This is a genomic window from Vineibacter terrae, from assembly GCF_008039615.1.
GTDB classification, from domain to species: domain Bacteria; phylum Pseudomonadota; class Alphaproteobacteria; order Reyranellales; family Reyranellaceae; genus Vineibacter; species Vineibacter terrae.
Window position 1 is genome coordinate 68,539 of record NZ_VDUZ01000022.1, and the last position, 15,433, is coordinate 83,971.

The following is a 15,433-nucleotide window of genomic DNA, read 5'->3' on the forward strand; positions in this document are numbered from 1 at the left end:
TGACATATGACCACCGACCATCTGCTCGAGGCCAACGAGGACGGCGTCGCCGTGCTCACCCTGAACCGCCCGGACGTGCTGAACGCGATGTCGCGGCCGATGCTGGAAGCGCTGCTGTCGGCCATGCGTCGCCTCGCCGGCGACGATGCCGTCGGCTGCATCGTGCTGACCGGCACCGGACGCGGCTTCTGCTCGGGCGGCGATGTGCGCGCCATGGCGGAGCGCACCGAGACGGCAGCCGGCACCCTGGAGAGCAAGGCCGCCGACCTGCGCGAGCGCATGGAGATTTCGCGCCTGCTGCACGAGTCGCCCAAGCCCACCATCGCCATGGTCAACGGTGCGGCGGCCGGCGCCGGCCTGAGCCTGGCGCTGGCCTGCGACCTGCGCTTCATGGCGGCGGGCGCACGCCTGTCGACGGCCTTCGCCAATGTCGGCTACTCCGGCGATTTCGGCGGCAGCTACTTCCTGACCCAGCTCGTGGGGCCCGCCAAGGCGCGCGAGCTCTACCTGCTGGCCGAGCGGGTCGATGCGGCCGAGGCGCTGCGGCTGGGCATCGTCAACCGCGTCTGCCCGGACGACAAGCTGCGCGAGGAGACGATGGCGGTGGCGCGCCGCATCGCTCACGGCCCGCGTGTCGCCTATCGCTACATGAAGCGCAACCTGAACGCCGCCGAAAGCGGCTCGCTGAAGGACGTCTTCGACCTGGAGGCCTGGGGGCACACCCGCAGCGGCGAGACCGAGGATCACAAGGAAGCCTCGAAGGCCTTCGTCGAGAAACGCCAGCCGGTGTTCAAGGGGCGTTGAGGGCGGCTGTCGCCGGCGATGTGCTTGAGCCGCTCATCGCAAGGTGCGCGGCTTACCGGAAAGGGTTGACGATCATCACGCCGGCGACAATGCGACCGTGCGAGAGATCCTCCGAGTAAAGCTCGCCGCAACCGCCGGCGCGGGCCGCGGCGATGATCGCGCTGTCCCAGAACGAAAAGCCGTGCGCAGCTTCTATCTCCAACCTTGGAGCACCGCAACGGTCGTGTCCTGGATCCGAAAGCGCAGCCATGTGCGGATCAAGCCCGCCGCAACCTCCTGCGATAGCCGGTCCGGGCGGGAGGCACGGGTCGCCTGCACGTAGAACTCCTGCAGGACCTGCACGGAAAGGATGCAGTCGTCCCGATCGAGCAGCGTGAGCGCCTTGTCGCGCTTGCCGCTTTCGTCCGCGGCCGTGCTGATCGAGTAGATCAGGATATTCGTGTCGAGAAAGACGGGCACGCGTCAGCCGCCCCGTCCATGGACATCATCGCGGGAGAGCCGGTTGGCGCCGCGGAAATCGGTGATCGATGGTGGACACGTCAACGAAAGCAGGCGGATGTCGGCTTGATCTCGCATACTGCAGTGGAGCGGAACGATCCGCGCCGGACCCGTTGCGAATGGCTTGCATCGCCATTGTCCCTATGGTGGTCCGATGCGGGAATGGGCGTGAGGTCGGGATCGTGGCACGCGGCGGGGATAATGGCTGCCTTCTGGTCGTGGACGATGACCCGGAGATCTCGACCGCCATTGCCGATTATTTCCAGCGCCATGGCTACGACGTCGACACGGCCTGGCGGTTCTCCGACGCCAGGGCCTTCCTGTCGACGAACGGCTACGACGCGCTGATCACCGACATCAACCTGCCGGACGGCAGCGGGTTCGACCTGCTGCCGCTCTGCACGCGATGGACCGGTTGCCGCGCCATCGTCATCTCGGGGCAGATGGACGGAGACATGGCCGCGCGGGCGTTCGAGATGGGGGCATGCGCTGCGCTCTCCAAGCCCCTGAGCCTGCGCGCGTTGAGGGAGGCCCTGCAGCCGCAGCCCAGCCCGACACCGTAGGCGGCTTCTCTACAAAAGCCGCGTGCGCTGGCGATCGCCGCGGTCGGCGCGCTATGCGCGCCTCACAGCCCCAGCACCATCTTGGCCATGATGTTCTTCTGCACCTCGGTCGAGCCGCCGTAGATCGAGGCCTTGCGCCAGTTGTGATAGGTCGGCGCGGCGGTGGCGGCGTATTCCGGGCCGATCGGCGGCTCGTTCCAGCCCTCGACCAGCGCCTTTTCGACGTAGGGGATGGCGTAGTAGCCGACCGCTTCGTTGACCAGCTCGGTGATCACCTGCTGCACGTCGGTGCCCTTCACCTTCAGCATCGAGGCGCCGGTGCCCGGTCCCTTGCCGGTGCTCTCGCGCGACAGCACGTCGAGCTCGATGTACTCCAGCGCCGTAAGGTCGATCTCGACCTGCGCGATCTTCTCGGCGAAGAAGCGCTGCTCGATCAGCGGCCGCGTGTCCTGCGTCTCGGACCGCGCGATCTCCTTCAGGCGGCGCAGCGCGTTCTTGGAGCGGCCCACGGCGGCGATCCCGGCTCGCTCGTGGCCGAGCAGGAACTTGGCGTAGGTCCAGCCCTTGTTCTCCTCGCCCACCAGATCGTGCGTCGGCACCTTCACATCGGTGAGGAACACCGAGTTGACGTCGGCGGTGCCGTCGACGGTCACGATCGGCTGCACCTCGACGCCGGGCTGGCGCATGTCGATCAGCAGGAAGGAGATGCCATCCTGCGGCTTGGCGTCGGCATTGGTGCGCGCCAGGCAGAACATGTGGTCGGCATAGTGCGCGAAGCTGGTCCAGGTCTTCTGGCCGTTCACGACATAGGTGTCGCCGTCACGCACCGCGCGGGTGCGCAGGCTGGCGAGGTCGGAGCCGGCGCCGGGCTCGGAATAGCCCTGGCACCACCAGTCCTCGCCCGACAGGATGCGCGGCAGGTATTTGGCCTTCTGCTCGGCGCTGCCGAAGGTGTAGATCACCGGCCCCACCATCTGGATGCCGAACGGCATCACGCGCGGCGTGTTGGCGTAGGCCAGCTCCTCGTTGAAGATGTAGCGCTGCGTCAGGCTCCAGCCGGTGCCGCCATATTCAACCGGCCAGGCCGGTGCGATCCAGCCCTTGCGGTAGAGGACGCGGTGCAGCGTCAGGTAGTCATCGCGATCGAGCTGCAAGCCACGGCGCACCTTCTCGGTCAGCTCGACCGGCAGGTTCTCCTTCAGGAAGGTGCGCACCTCGTCGCGGAAGGCGAGGTCGGCCTTGCTGAAATTCAGGTCCATGGTGTGCTCCGTCGCTGGCAGGAACGCCTCCCTCTAGCGCACCGCCGCGCCGGGATCGACTCCTGCGCCAAGGCAGCGCCCGCACTGCGAAGTGGCCGCCGGGGATGACGGAGGGGGAAGCGCGCAGCGGGAGTGGATCCCCGCTGCGCGCGGATGACGCACTACCGGCAGTCGCGCAGGGCTTGCACCTTCGCCTCGCCGCTCAGCAGCCGGGCCTGATCGGCGCAGCGCTGCGTCACATCGGTCGAGACACGGGTCGGCGCGACCTGACCCGACGTGCAGCTGGCCATGAAGCTCACCAAGGCCTCACCGCTCAGGACCTGCCGATGCGCTTCGGTATAGCAGGCCTGGGCCGTTGCGTTCGTCGACGTTTGGGCCAGCGCCGCGTTGGCAACGAGCGCGCCGGCGACGCCGATCACTGCAGCGATCATCCGCATGGAAAACTCCTGACGTTGTGTGTGAAAGAAACAATGTAGAGGGATGTGAAACACAGGATTGCCTGCGTTCCGCCCCAATATGGTGACGGTCTGGCGTTTGACCAGCGTGTCGCGATCTGTTGATCGTTCAGACCGGCCTTGCATTGCTGGGTTCTGCAACGCGAGACAGCGAGCCGCGCTGTCAGAAACCGCTGGTGATGAAGCCTGCAGCGCTCAAGAAGGTATCCGAATTTTTCCGCACAGCGAGGGTGCGGCAGCACGTGTCCGCATCGTCGGCTCGACCGTCATCGCGAAATGCACCACCATGGCGTGGCAACCAAAGCGGGAGAACGGCTGCCCATGAGTCTCAAAGGCAAGGCCTACATCGCCGGCATCTACGAGCACCCCACGCGGCTGGCGACCGATCTGTCGCTGGCCATGATCCATGCCGAGGTGGCCAAGGGCGCGCTTGAGGATGCGGGCCTCACCAACGCCGATGTCGACGGCTACTTCTGCGCCGGCGACGCGCCCGGCCTGGGCCCGATGTCGATGGTCGAGTACATGGGCCTGAAGCCGCGGCACATCGACTCGACCGATATCGGCGGCTCATCCTACGTGGCGCATGTCGGTCACGCGGTGGAAGCGATCGCGGCGGGCAAGTGCAAGGTGGCGCTGATCACCCTGGCCGGACGGCCTCGCGCCGAGGGCATGGCGACGGGCACGGTGCCGCGCTCCCGCGGCGGCACGCCGACACCGGACGAGCCGTTCGAGTTTCCGTACGGGCCGACGGTGGTGAACATGTACGCCATGTGCGCCATGCGCCACATGCACCAGTACGGCACCACCAGCGAGCAGCTCGCCTGGATCAAGGTCGCGGCCTCGCATCACGCGCAGCACAACCCGCATGCGCTGCTGCGCGACGTGGTCACGGTCGAGGATGTCGTGGGCTCGCCGATGATCGCCGATCCGCTGCATCGCCTTGACTGCTGCGTCATCACCGACGGCGGCGGCGCCATTGTCGTGGTCGCGCCCGAGATCGCAAAGAGCCTCAAGCGGCCCAAGGTCAAGGTGCTGGGCGCCGCCGAGGCGTTGAAGACGCAGATGGGCGGCAAGGTCGACCTCACCTACAGCGGTGCCGCGTACACCGGCCCGCCGGCCTTCGCCGAGGCCGGGGTCAAGCCGTCCGATGTCAAGTACGTCTCGATCTACGACAGCTTCACCATCACCGTGCTGATGCAGCTCGAGGATCTGGGCTTCGCCGAGAAGGGCAAGGGCGGCCAGCTCGTGGCCGACGGCAACCTGATCTCGGGTGTCGGCAAGCTGCCGTTCAACACCGACGGCGGCGGCTTGTGCAGCAACCATCCCGGCAACCGCGGCGGCCTCACCAAGGTGCTGGAGGCGGTGCGCCAGGTGCGCGGCGAAGCCCATCCCAAGGTGCAGGTGGAGAACTGCGACCTGGCCCTGGCGCACGGCACCGGCGGCTCGCTGGGCTCGCGCCACGGCAGCGCCACCGTCATTCTGGAGAGGGAGTAGGACATGGCCGCGCAAGCACAAGCCAAGGAGCGCAAGCTGCCGGCGCCGGCGGTCAGCCCCGAGACCAAGGACTACTGGGATGCCGCCGCCCAGGGCAGGCTGCTGGTGCGCAAATGCACGGCATGCGGCGAGGCGCATCACTACCCGCGCACGATCTGCCCGTTCTGCTTCAGCGACAAGACCGAATGGATCACGGCGTCGGGCAAGGGCACGATCTATTCCTACAGCGTGATGCGCCGCGCCCCGGTGCCCTACGTGATGGCCTATGTGACCCTGGCCGAGGGCCCGTCGATGATGACCAATATCGTCGACTGCGACTTCGACAGGCTGCGCATCGGCCAGGAAGTGACCGTGGTGTTCAAGCCCACCGATGGCGGCGCGCCGCTGCCGATGTTCACGCCGGCCTGACGGACCGGCCGCACCATCGTCGTTCCGTGCGCCGCGCGGGATGACGATGGTTTGGCTTCTTGAAGGCTACCGCTCGACCTCGCCGCCAGCGTCGGCCCATTCCTTGAAGCCGCCGAGGTTGTAGACTTCCTGGTAGCCCATGTCCTTCAGCACCTTGCCGCTCAGCGCCGAGCGGCCGCCCGAGGCGCAGTACAGGATGACGGGCTTGTCCTTGGTCAGCGTCTTGTCGTGCGACGGCAGCTCCGGATCGGCGCGGAACTCCAGCATGCCGCGTGAGATATGGACGGCACCCTTGACCTTGCCGCTGGCCAGGATCTCCGGCGCGTCGCGGACGTCAAGGACGACCACGTTGCCCTTCGCCATCATGTCGCGGGCCTGATCGGGCGTGATCTTCGGCACGGCGGCGTTGGCCGCCGCCAGCATCTCCTTCACGGAAGTGGGCATGGCAATAGGCTCCTTCTGGCGGGTAAGGGGTATGATCCGCAGCATGCCCGTCGCGACCGCGCCTGACCACTCCCATTTGGGAGTGGCGCGGCGGCCCCGTTCGTGGGGAGCGACCTACTGCATGAACCAGCCGTGGCTGACCACGATCGACTGGCCGGTCAGCGCGTTGCTCCTGGCGCCGGCAAAGAACAGCACGGCATCGGCGACGTCGTCGGTAGTGGTGAACTCGCCGTCCACGGTCTCCTTCAGCATCACGTTCTTGACGACCTCGGCTTCGCTGATGCCCAGCTCCTTGGCCTGCTCGGGAATCTGCTTGTCCACCAGCGGCGTGCGCACGAAGCCGGGGCAGACCACGTTGGCGCGCACGTTGAACTCCGCGCCCTCCTTGGCCACCACCTTGCACAGGCCGATCAGGCCGTGCTTGGCCGTGACGTAGGGCGCCTTCAGCTTGGACGCTTCCTTGGAGTGCACCGACCCCATGTAGACGATGCTGCCGGATCTGGCGGCATACATGTGCTTCAGGCAGGCCTTGGTCGTGAGGAAGGCGCCATCGAGGTGGATGGCCAGCAGCTTCTTCCAGTCGGCAAAAGCGAAATCCACCACCGGCTTCACGATCTGGATGCCGGCATTGCTCACCAGCACGTCGATGCGGCCGTACGTCGCCATCACGTCGGCGACGCCCTTGTTGACCGCATCCTCGTCGACCACGTTCATGGCCACGGCCAGCGCATCGCTGCCCTTGGCCTTGATCCCGGCCGCGGTCGCCGCGGCGGCGTCGAGATTGAGGTCGGCGATCACCGGAATGCCGCCTTCGGCCGCGAAACGCAGGGCGATCTCCTTGCCGATGCCGCTGGCTGCACCGGTGACGATGGCGACCTTTCCATCAAAACGGGACATGGACATTCCTTTCGGGCTGCAAGGTGAAGATTGTGAGCGCGCAGGGTCAGGTCCGGGCGAGGTAGTCGAACACCACCGTGCCGAGGCCCAGGGTCAGGTCGGTGACGAAATGGCTGGCCGAGACGACCTCGCGCACCGGCAGGCGGGCGACGTCGCACCAGGCATGGTCGAAGAGCAGACATCGGCGAGCTTCATCGCGGCGCGTCTCCTGACAGATGCCTGACCCCGAGCTTACGGGCGGCACCTGACAGGTAGCTGGTCGCAGATCCGCGCGCGTCCATCTGCCGCGCATTGCCTTTGCAGAGACGCCACAGGCGTTCTCTTGCAGGGCCTTTGCTGATGGTTGGCCTAGCCTGCGGCCAATTGCGGCATCGCGCTCTTGCCTGCCCGCTCCTCCAGGGCGCGTTCCAATCGTGCCCGCGCCACATGCGGAACTTCCATGGGCAGGAAGTGGCTGGTGCCCGAAACCGTCTCGATATGAAGATCCCGTTTCAATGCCTGCAGATGCTCGGCGCTGACCTGGACGGCCGAGCCGCGGCCGGCCTTCAGGATCTCGACCGGACACGTGATTGCTTTCAAGGCTGCGGCGACGCCGCCGCGCAGGCTGGCGAACGTGGCCGCCTCCCAGCGCGGCGCGCATGACAGCCGGACGTCGCCGGCCGCGGTGTCGGCGAAGCCGCCTTCGACGTAGTCGCTCAGGAAGGCAGGCTGCCAGGTGGCGAAGGCGCCGCGTCCGCGGTAGCTGTCGAGCGCCGCGGCGCGCGACGGAAACCGATCGCGCCGGCGCTGCGCACCGGCAGCTATGGGCATGCGCGCGATCCGCTGCTGTTGCGGCAGGAGCCGCAGCAGCCGCAGGCGAAGACCCTCCGCCGGCATGACCGGGTCGAACACGACGAGCCGATCCGCCACGCCGGGGCGCTGCGCCGTCGCCATCAAGGCGACGGCACCGCCCATCGAATGTCCGGCGATGACCGGCGGTGGCGCGCTGCCCCAGAGCGGCGCCGCCACAGTCAGAAAGTCGCGCACATAGTCGTTCCAGCTGCGCAAGGCCGCGGGCCGCGCCACGAGCGGGCAGCTTCCATGGCCGCGCTGGTCCAGGGCGATGACGCGGAACCGCTGCCCCAGCGGCTCGAGGAGGGTGCGATAGGTCAAGGCATTGAACCCGTTGGCGTGCAGGAACACCAGGTCGGGCGGTCCTTCGGCGCCAAAGGCGATCGCGGTGGTATTTCCTTCAGCAAAGGCAACGGTCGATCTGCGCATCCACGTCTCCGGCGTCCTTTCGCCGCGCGGCGTCGGGCCAGACAGTAGAGCGTATATCAGGCGCGGCGGCTGCGGTGTTCGCGCCGCTGAGCCGCAAAGCGATGCGGGCCGTCAGCTCGCGAAGCGCGGCATCACCTTCGTCGCCATCAGCTCGAGCGAGGTCATGATCTGGTCGCGGTCGTGGATGCCCTGCGGGATCAGCAGCACCACCTCCTCGACCGGAATCTGCCTGTGCACCTCCTCGAGCCGGCGCGAGATCGTGTCCGGCGAGCCGACCAGCAGCTCGGGCACGCCGTTGCCGAACGGGATCGACCACTGGTTCCAGAACCACAGCATGTCCTTCAGCCATTCCTGCGCCTGCGCATCGGTGGGGGCGCAGATGAAGATGCCGCCCCAGCCGGCCTCGTGGCCGCGCGCCACGCTGCGGCCGTGCTTGGCCGCCTCGGCCTGATAGGCATCGCACAGCTTCACGAAGAACGGGATGTTGTCGGTCAGCACCAGCGGCTTGCCGCCGTAGCGGGCCCAGAACGTGGCCGTGCGCATCGAGTTGGCGAAACCGCCGTAGAGGGGCGGATGCGGCGTCTGCAGCGGCCGCGGGGCGATACCGATCTGCTTGATCTTCATGTCGGCGTCGACGCCGCGGCCGAAATTCACGTAGACCGGGTGCGGGTGGGGGTTCGTGAAATCCTTCGGCGGGAAGTTCCAGTACGTGCCGGCATGGCTGAACGTGTCGTTGGACAGCGCCTTGACCACGATGTCGACGAACTCGGCGAAGTAGGCGCGGTTGGCGGTGTCGGCCGGTGAATCCTTGTTCCATGGGCCGACGGCGTTGAGGTCGTCGCGGATCTTGAAGTTCTCGACCCAGCGCGCCTGGTAGCCGCGCACCAGGCCGACGCCGAAGCGCCCGCCCAGCATGTTGTCCATGGTGGCGATGTCCTCGGCGACACGCAGCGGGTTGTGCGTGGTCGACACGAAGCCGCAGGTGATGACGCGCAGCTTCCGGGTGTGCTTGCCCAGCCACATGCCCATCAGCCGCGGGTCGTTTGAGATCTCGAAGCCCTCGATCTGCAGATGGTGCTCGGGGTGGCCAAAGCCGAAATAGCCGGCATCGTCGGCGAAGCGCGCGTAGGTCGCGATCTCGTCCAGCATGCGCTGATAGAGCTCCGGCCGCCGGCCGGCCATGCCGCCTTCGAGCTCCGCCTTGCGGCCTACCGTGCAGTACATGAACAGGCTGAACTTCATCGCTTCCTCCGGGCGGCATCGCCGCGCGCCATTGCCATGCTTCCGGGCCACGCTCCTGGCCTCATGCCGGGCAGGCAGCCAGCGCGGTGATGATCGCGACAAGCGTAGCCTCGATCGGTGGCCGGGTGTAGCGTCCCGGCGCATGGCGGCGTCCCAACAGGATCGGAGGACCGGCACATGGCGCTCTACAGGAAGACGGTGGCGGCGCGTGACCTGCCGCAAAGTCCATGAGCACAGCGAAGATCTGCATCGTCGGGGCCGGCGCGGTCGGTGGCCTGCTGGCGGTCAAGATGGGGCAGGGTGTGGCATCCGTGAGCGTGCTGGCGCGCGGTGATCATCTCGACCGGATCGCCGCGGACGGGTTGACCCTGATCGACGGCGAGCAGCGGTCGGTCGCCCGCCTGGCCGCATCAGACGATGCCGGCAAGCTGGGACGTCAGGACATCGTGATCGTGGCCCTGAAGGCGCAGGGGCTGGTGGCAGCCGCGCCGTCGCTGGCGCCGCTGGTCGGGCCCGACACGATCATCGTGCCGATGATGAACGGCGTGCCCTGGTGGTTCTTCAACGGCTTCGGCGGCCGCCTGTCAGGCGGCACGCTGCAGACCGTAGATCCTGGCGGGGTGATCTCGCGGGTCCTGCCGCCGGCGCAGGTGGTGGGCGCCGTGGTGCACCTGTCGTCGGCCGTCGCCGGTCCGGGCATCATCCGGCGCGGACGCGGCAACCTGCTGCTGCTGGGCGATCCTTCCGGGACCGAGACCCCGCGCCTGCGCCGGGTCGAGGACCTGCTGGCGGGTGCCGGCTTCGAGGCGCGTGCGACCGGCGAGATCCAGCGCGAGGTCTGGCTGAAGCTGTGGGGCAACATGAACATGAACCCGATCAGCGCGCTCACGCATTCGACGGCCGACGTGATCATGGATGATGCGCTGACCGCCGAGCTGGTGCGGCGCATGATGGAGGAAGCGGCCGAGGTCGGGCAGGCCATGGGCATCACCATGAACATGACCATCGACCAGCGCTTCGCCGTGACCCGCGAGCTGGGCGCGTTCAAGACCTCGATGCTGCAGGACCTGGAAGCCTGCCGCGGGCTCGAGATCGACGCCATCCTCGCGGCGCCGATCGAGATCGGCGACCGGCTGGGCATCGCCATGCCGTACTCGAAGGCCGTGCTGGGCCTCGTGCGCCAGCGCGCGCGCAACGCCGGGCTCTACGGCTGACCGTCTTTGTCGCTGTCATCCCGAGCGCAGCAGGGTCTTCTGAGAATCGCGACGACATCCGCAAAAGGTATCCCTCGCTGCGATCGGGACGGCTGATGCTTCCGGAAGGAAAGCCCTCAATCGTAAAGCACGGCCTTGATGTCGGGCTGGTCGATGTTCGTCTTGTCGTAATAGTAGAAGCCGGTGTCGATGACCTTCTCGACCGGCTGGCCCTTGATCGCCTTCAATGCCGCCTCGACCGTCTTGTAGCCGATGCCGATCGGGTTCTGGGTGATGGCGCCGGCCATGCGCCCGTCGCGGATCGCCTGCTTCTGCGGCGCCCCCGAGTCGTAGCCGATCACCACCAGCTTGCGATTGAGCTCCTTGACGGCGTTGATGACGCCGATCGCCGATCCCTCGTTGGCGCCGAACATGCCCTTGAGATCCTGGTGCGCCTGCAGGATCGCCTTGGCGATCTCGGTCGATTTGAGGTGGTCGCCGCCGCCATACTCGGTGGCCACGATCCGGATCTTGGGATGGCTGCTCTTGATGCGATTGACGAAGCCGTCGCGCCGGTCGATGCCGGTTCGGCTGGTCTGGTCGTGCACCAGCAGCGCCACCTTGCCCTCGCCGCCGACGAGGCCGGCCATCTTGTCGGCCGCCAGCGCCGCGGCGGCCAGGTTGTTGGTCGCGGCCGTGGCCACGGGAATGTCGCTGTCGACACCGGAGTCGAAGGCGATGACCGGAATCCTGGCCTGCTGTGCCTGGCGCAGCAGCGGAATGGCCGCCTGGCTGTCCAGCGCCGCAAAGCCGATCGCGGCCGGCTTCTTGGCCAGGGCTGCGGCGAGCATGTCGATCTGGCGATCGACCTGCGATTCCGAATCCGGTCCCTCGAACGTGACCCGCACGCTGAGCTCGGCCGCGGCCTTGTCGGCGCCGGCCTTGACGGCTTGCCAGAACTGATGCTGGAAGCCCTTGGAGATCAGCGCGACGTAGGGCTTGTCCTGGGCGCTGGCGATCATCGCGCCCGGTCCCGACACGGCAGCGACGCTCAGGCCGCCCAGGATGATGCGTCTGGTGAGCATGTTACCTCCATCGGATCGTTGCCTGCCGGAGCGCTGGCGCGCTCTTCTTGGTCTTGGCGCGGCGGCACCAGGACTACGCTTTGCCGCGGCGCAGGATATCGATGTACACCGCCAGGATGATGATCGAGCCGGTGACCACGAACTGCCACTCCTGCGGCACCGACAACAGGCGCAGGCCGAAGGCCAGCACGCTCATGATGAGGGCGCCGATCAGGGTGCCGACGATCGTGCCGCGGCCGCCGCTCAGCGACGTGCCGCCGATCACCACGGCAGCGATGGCGTCCAGCTCGTAGCCCTGGCCCAGCGCCGGCTGCGCCGAGTTCAATCGCGAGGCGATCAGCAGGCCGGCGATGCCGCAGATGCCGCCGGCCAGCGCATAGACCGCCATCTTCCAGCGATCGGTGTTGACGCCGGACAGGCGCACCGCTTCCTCGTTGGAGCCGAGCGCGAAGGTGTAGCGGCCCAGGACGGTGCGCTGCAGGATGAAGCTGGCCATGATGGCCACCAGGAACAGGATCAGCACGCCATTGGGGATCGGCAGAGCCGGAAGCACCAAGCCGACCAGCGATCCCTGCGCGATCTCGGTGAAGCCCGGCGTGTTGTTGAAATAGATCGGGCGCGTGCCGGAGATCACCAGCGCCAGGCCCTTGAGCGCGAGCATCATGCCCAGGGTCGCGATGAAGGGCGGGATCCTCAGCTTGGCGACGCAGGTGCCCGAGGTCAGCCCTGCCAGGCTGCCGGCCGCGATCGCGGCCAGCACGCCCAGGCCCAGCGGCAGGCCCCAGTATGTCAGGACTACGCCGGCGATCACGGCGCAGAACGTCATCAGCGTTCCGACCGACAAGTCGATGCCGCCGGTTATGATCACCAGCGTTGCCGCGATCGCCAGCACGCCGTTGACCGAGGTCGACTGCAGGATGGCGATCACGTTGCCGGCGCTCAGGAAGTCCGGTGCGGCAAGGCTGAAGATGACGATCAGCGCGATCAGGCTGGAGAACGCCAGCAGGCGATGCCGTGCGCCCGACAATCGACTGCCCGCCAAAAGGACCTGCTTGGGCATCGCCATTGTCATGCCGTTGCCTCGGCCATGGGTCTTGCGCCCGCTCCGGCATCACCTTGCACGCCGTTGGCATCGCGCTGCGTGGCCAGCCGCATGATCTCCTCCTGGGATGCGCCGCCGGGCAGGATGCCGGTCAGCCGGCCCTCGCACATGACGGCGATCCGGTGGCTCAGGCGCAGGATCTCCGGCAGCTCGGATGAGATCATGATGATGGCGCGTCCCTCCTGGGCGAGGTCGGCCAGGAGCCGGTAGATCTCGCTCTTGGCGCCGACATCGATGCCGCGAGTCGGCTCGTCGAAGATCAGGACCTGGCAATCGCGCAGCAGCCACTTGGCGATCACCAATTTTTGCTGGTTGCCACCGGAAAGCAGGCGCGCTTCCTGCCGGTCCGATGGTGTCCTGATGCCGAGCTGACCGATGTAGCGCACTGCGGCATCGCGCATGGCGCCTTCCTTCAGCAGTCCGCCGAAGCCGGTGAAGCGGCCGAGGCAGGCCAGGGCGACGTTGTTGCGCACGTCCATGCCGGTGGCCAACCCGAACTGCTTGCGGTCTTCGGACAGGTAGCCGATGCCGGCGCGCACTGCGTCCTGCGGCCTGCGGATGGCAAGCCGGCGGCCGTTCAGCGTGATCTCGCCACGCTCCACGGGGTCGGCCCCGAAGATCGCCCGCGCGACCTCGGTGCGGCCGGCGCCCATCAGTCCGGCAAATCCCAGGATCTCGCCGCGATGCAGCGTGAAGCTCACGTCGCGTATGGCGGTCCCGCGGCGAAGGCCGCTGACCTGCAGGACGGCTGGGGCGCTGGCGACCGGCGCGGGGCCGGGATGGTCGCCGGCCAGGGACCGGCCGACCATCATCGTGATGATGGTGTCGATCGACGTGGTCGCCGCCGGCACGGTGTCGACATAGGCGCCATCGCGCATGACCGTCACACGGTCGGCGATGCGCTGGAGCTCGTCCATCTTGTGCGAGATGTAGATGACGCCGACACCGTCAGCCTTGAGCCTGGCGATGATGGCAAAGAGCTCGTTGACCTCGGCTGCGTTCAAAGCCGCGGTCGGCTCGTCCATGATCAGCACGCGCGAGCGGTGCGAGAGGGCCTTGGTGATCTCCACCATCTGCTGGCGCGCGATGGTCAGGCTCCGAACCGGCGTGCCTGGGTCGAGCGCAAGATGCAGGCCGGCGAAGATTTCGGCGGCCTGGGCGTTGAGCCGCGCCTCGTCAAGCAGCAGGCCGAACCCCTTGCGCGGCTCGCGGCCGATGAAGATGTTCTGGGCCGCCGTCAGGTCGGGCATCAGGCTCAGCTCCTGGTGGATCATGCTGATGCCCAACGCCAGGGCCTGCGCCGGCGAGGCGATCTCGACCGGTTGTCCCTGCACCAGGATGGTGCCGCGGTCGCGCGCGTGGATGCCCGACAGGATCTTCATCAAGGTCGACTTGCCGGCACCGTTCTCGCCCATCAGGGCGTGCACCTCGCCGGCCCGCAGCTCGAACCGGGCGCCGTGCAGCGCCCGCACGCCGGGGAACGACTTGCCGATATCGCTCATCTCGACCAGGACATTCATCCTGGGCACCCCTCATCGAGGCCGCGGGAACGAACGGGCTCGCTGCGCCGGCTCACGATTTCATCGATCGACCGCCGAGGCCAGTGTTTTGTCGGGCGAAGCGGGGATGCTGCTGATCGCCCGCACCTGAGGTGTTGACGTCAACACCGAAAGGTCCTTCGCTTTGCCAACACCTCTCCCCGCTCTCGCGGGGAGAGGTGATAGCCTTCGGGAGGGACCATGCAACGCAGGAGAGTCCTCGCTTCCCTGACGGCCATGGCGGTCGCACCATCGGCATCGGTGCGCGCCCAGGCATGGCCCAGCAGGCCGATCACGATGTACGTCCCGTTTCCGGCCGGTGGTCCGGCCGACATGTTCGGCCGGATCCTGGCGCGCGGCATGTCGGTGCAGCTGGCGCAGCAGGTCGTGATCGAGAACAAGAGCGGGTTGGGCGGCGTCACCGGCGTCGACGCGATCGCGAAGGCAGCCCCCGACGGCTACACCATCGGCATGAACAGCGCCGGCCCGTCCTCGATCGCGCCGTTCATCCTGCCCCGCATGCCGTTCCAGGACCGCGAGCTGGTGCTGCTCACGCCGATCGCCCTGGTGCAGGAGGTGATCGCGGTCACGGCGAAGCTGCCGATGACGACGCTGCCTGACCTGATCGCGCATGCCAAGGCGAATCCCGGCAAGGTGAACTACGGCTCGTCCGGCACCGGCAGCATCACTCATCTGGCGGGTGAGCTGTTCAAGACTGCAGCCGGTATCGATATCGTTCATGTGCCGTATCGGGGTGCCGCGCCGGCAGTGCAGGACCTGCTGGCAGGCCAGGTGCAGATGACGGTGCTCGACGTCTCGGTGCTGCTGCCGCATATCCGCACGGGCGCCGTGCGGGCGCTGGCCGTGACCAGCAAGATCCGCTCGTCGCTGCTGCCCGACGTGCCGACCACGGCGGAAGTTGGCCTGCCCGGCGTGCTGTCGGACAACTGGTACGGACTTGCCGCGCCTGCCGGTGTGCCCAAGGACATCCTCGACCGCATCCATGCCGCGGCCGTGGCCGTGCTCAAGACCAAGGAGGTTGTCGCGCCGATGACGGAGCAGGGTGCCGTGATCCGTCCCATGACTCCCTCTGAATACACAGCCTTTGTCCAGATCGAGCGCGAGAAATGGGCACCCGTGGTGAAGGCCAGCGGCGCCAGGATCGAATAGCGGCCGTGCCCATGGCGTCGT

At 67.3% G+C, this 15,433-nt stretch carries 16 protein-coding genes and 1 pseudogene; 6 read left to right on the plus strand and 11 right to left on the minus strand.

The genetic code is table 11. The annotated features are described in order from the left end of the window. Window positions 1–6: 6 nt before the first annotated feature. Window positions 7–804, plus strand: a complete 798-nt coding sequence (locus FHP25_RS19505; protein ID WP_147848627.1) for an enoyl-CoA hydratase — start codon at window positions 7–9, stop codon at window positions 802–804. A 192-nt stretch (window positions 805–996) separates the two neighbouring features. Here the strand turns inward: FHP25_RS19505 and FHP25_RS19510 are convergent, their stop codons facing one another. Next, on the minus strand, window positions 997–1,263 hold the full coding sequence (locus FHP25_RS19510) for a PIN domain-containing protein (protein ID WP_218578459.1): 267 nt from the start codon (window positions 1,261–1,263) through the stop codon (window positions 997–999). A 221-nt stretch (window positions 1,264–1,484) separates the two neighbouring features. On the opposite strand from FHP25_RS19510, the gene FHP25_RS19515 reads away from it, so the two are divergent. Beyond that, window positions 1,485–1,865 carry a response regulator gene (locus FHP25_RS19515; RefSeq protein ID WP_178133641.1) on the plus strand — a complete coding sequence of 127 codons (381 nt, stop codon included), beginning with the start codon at window positions 1,485–1,487 and terminating at the stop codon, window positions 1,863–1,865. 62 nt (window positions 1,866–1,927) lie between these two features. Here the strand turns inward: FHP25_RS19515 and FHP25_RS19520 are convergent, their stop codons facing one another. Together FHP25_RS19520 and FHP25_RS19525 are read right to left on the minus strand one after the other, a co-directional pair. After that, on the minus strand, window positions 1,928–3,124 hold the full coding sequence (locus tag FHP25_RS19520; protein WP_147848629.1) for an acyl-CoA dehydrogenase family protein: 1,197 nt from the start codon (window positions 3,122–3,124) through the stop codon (window positions 1,928–1,930). Window positions 3,125–3,285: 161 nt separating this feature from the next. After that, entirely contained in the window at window positions 3,286–3,561 is a 276-nt protein-coding gene (locus FHP25_RS19525) for a hypothetical protein (protein ID WP_147848630.1), read from the minus strand. 339 nt (window positions 3,562–3,900) lie between these two features. On the opposite strand from FHP25_RS19525, the gene FHP25_RS19530 reads away from it, so the two are divergent. Both FHP25_RS19530 and FHP25_RS19535 read left to right on the plus strand, forming a co-directional pair. Further along, window positions 3,901–5,073 (plus strand): thiolase domain-containing protein, encoded by a 1,173-nt coding sequence (locus FHP25_RS19530; protein ID WP_147848631.1) that lies wholly within the window; start codon window positions 3,901–3,903, stop codon window positions 5,071–5,073. Window positions 5,074–5,076: 3 nt separating this feature from the next. Then, window positions 5,077–5,481 carry a Zn-ribbon domain-containing OB-fold protein gene (locus tag FHP25_RS19535; RefSeq protein WP_147848632.1) on the plus strand — a complete coding sequence of 135 codons (405 nt, stop codon included), beginning with the start codon at window positions 5,077–5,079 and terminating at the stop codon, window positions 5,479–5,481. Window positions 5,482–5,547: 66 nt separating this feature from the next. On the opposite strand, the gene FHP25_RS19540 is transcribed toward FHP25_RS19535, so the two are convergent. The 5 genes and pseudogenes from FHP25_RS19540 to FHP25_RS19560 form a co-directional block, all read right to left on the minus strand. After that, the gene (locus FHP25_RS19540; RefSeq protein ID WP_147848633.1) at window positions 5,548–5,925 is read right to left on the minus strand and encodes a rhodanese-like domain-containing protein; all 378 of its coding nucleotides are present in this window, start codon (window positions 5,923–5,925) and stop codon (window positions 5,548–5,550) included. A 114-nt stretch (window positions 5,926–6,039) separates the two neighbouring features. Beyond that, window positions 6,040–6,822, minus strand: a complete 783-nt coding sequence (locus tag FHP25_RS19545) for a 3-hydroxybutyrate dehydrogenase (RefSeq protein WP_147848634.1) — start codon at window positions 6,820–6,822, stop codon at window positions 6,040–6,042. 46 nt (window positions 6,823–6,868) lie between these two features. Further along, window positions 6,869–6,997, minus strand: a pseudogene (locus tag FHP25_RS19550) (acetoacetate decarboxylase family protein); the annotation flags it as partial. Window positions 6,998–7,170: 173 nt separating this feature from the next. Further along, window positions 7,171–8,082: an alpha/beta fold hydrolase gene (locus FHP25_RS19555; RefSeq protein ID WP_147848635.1), complete on the minus strand. Its 912-nt coding sequence runs from the start codon at window positions 8,080–8,082 to the stop codon at window positions 7,171–7,173. 111 nt (window positions 8,083–8,193) lie between these two features. Further along, window positions 8,194–9,324: an LLM class flavin-dependent oxidoreductase gene (locus FHP25_RS19560; protein WP_178133642.1), complete on the minus strand. Its 1,131-nt coding sequence runs from the start codon at window positions 9,322–9,324 to the stop codon at window positions 8,194–8,196. A gap of 227 nt (window positions 9,325–9,551) precedes the next feature. Between FHP25_RS19560 and FHP25_RS19565 the strand changes: the two genes are divergently transcribed. Beyond that, the gene (locus FHP25_RS19565; protein ID WP_147848637.1) at window positions 9,552–10,538 is read left to right on the plus strand and encodes a ketopantoate reductase family protein; all 987 of its coding nucleotides are present in this window, start codon (window positions 9,552–9,554) and stop codon (window positions 10,536–10,538) included. Window positions 10,539–10,654: 116 nt separating this feature from the next. Here the strand turns inward: FHP25_RS19565 and FHP25_RS19570 are convergent, their stop codons facing one another. The 3 genes from FHP25_RS19570 to FHP25_RS19580 all read right to left on the minus strand — a co-directional run bounded on the left by FHP25_RS19570 (window position 10,655) and on the right by FHP25_RS19580 (window position 14,224). Beyond that, window positions 10,655–11,602, minus strand: a complete 948-nt coding sequence (locus FHP25_RS19570) for an ABC transporter substrate-binding protein (RefSeq protein WP_147848638.1) — start codon at window positions 11,600–11,602, stop codon at window positions 10,655–10,657. A 73-nt stretch (window positions 11,603–11,675) separates the two neighbouring features. Further along, window positions 11,676–12,674, minus strand: coding sequence for an ABC transporter permease (locus tag FHP25_RS19575; protein ID WP_147848639.1), 999 nt, complete (start codon window positions 12,672–12,674; stop codon window positions 11,676–11,678). After that, window positions 12,671–14,224 carry a sugar ABC transporter ATP-binding protein gene (locus tag FHP25_RS19580; RefSeq protein ID WP_147848640.1) on the minus strand — a complete coding sequence of 518 codons (1,554 nt, stop codon included), beginning with the start codon at window positions 14,222–14,224 and terminating at the stop codon, window positions 12,671–12,673. Before FHP25_RS19580 ends, FHP25_RS19575 begins: the two co-directional genes overlap by 4 nt. A gap of 219 nt (window positions 14,225–14,443) precedes the next feature. On the opposite strand from FHP25_RS19580, the gene FHP25_RS19585 reads away from it, so the two are divergent. Further along, complete coding sequence (locus FHP25_RS19585) at window positions 14,444–15,412, plus strand: Bug family tripartite tricarboxylate transporter substrate binding protein (RefSeq protein WP_147848641.1); 969 nt, start codon at window positions 14,444–14,446, stop codon at window positions 15,410–15,412. Window positions 15,413–15,433 lie beyond the last annotated feature (21 nt).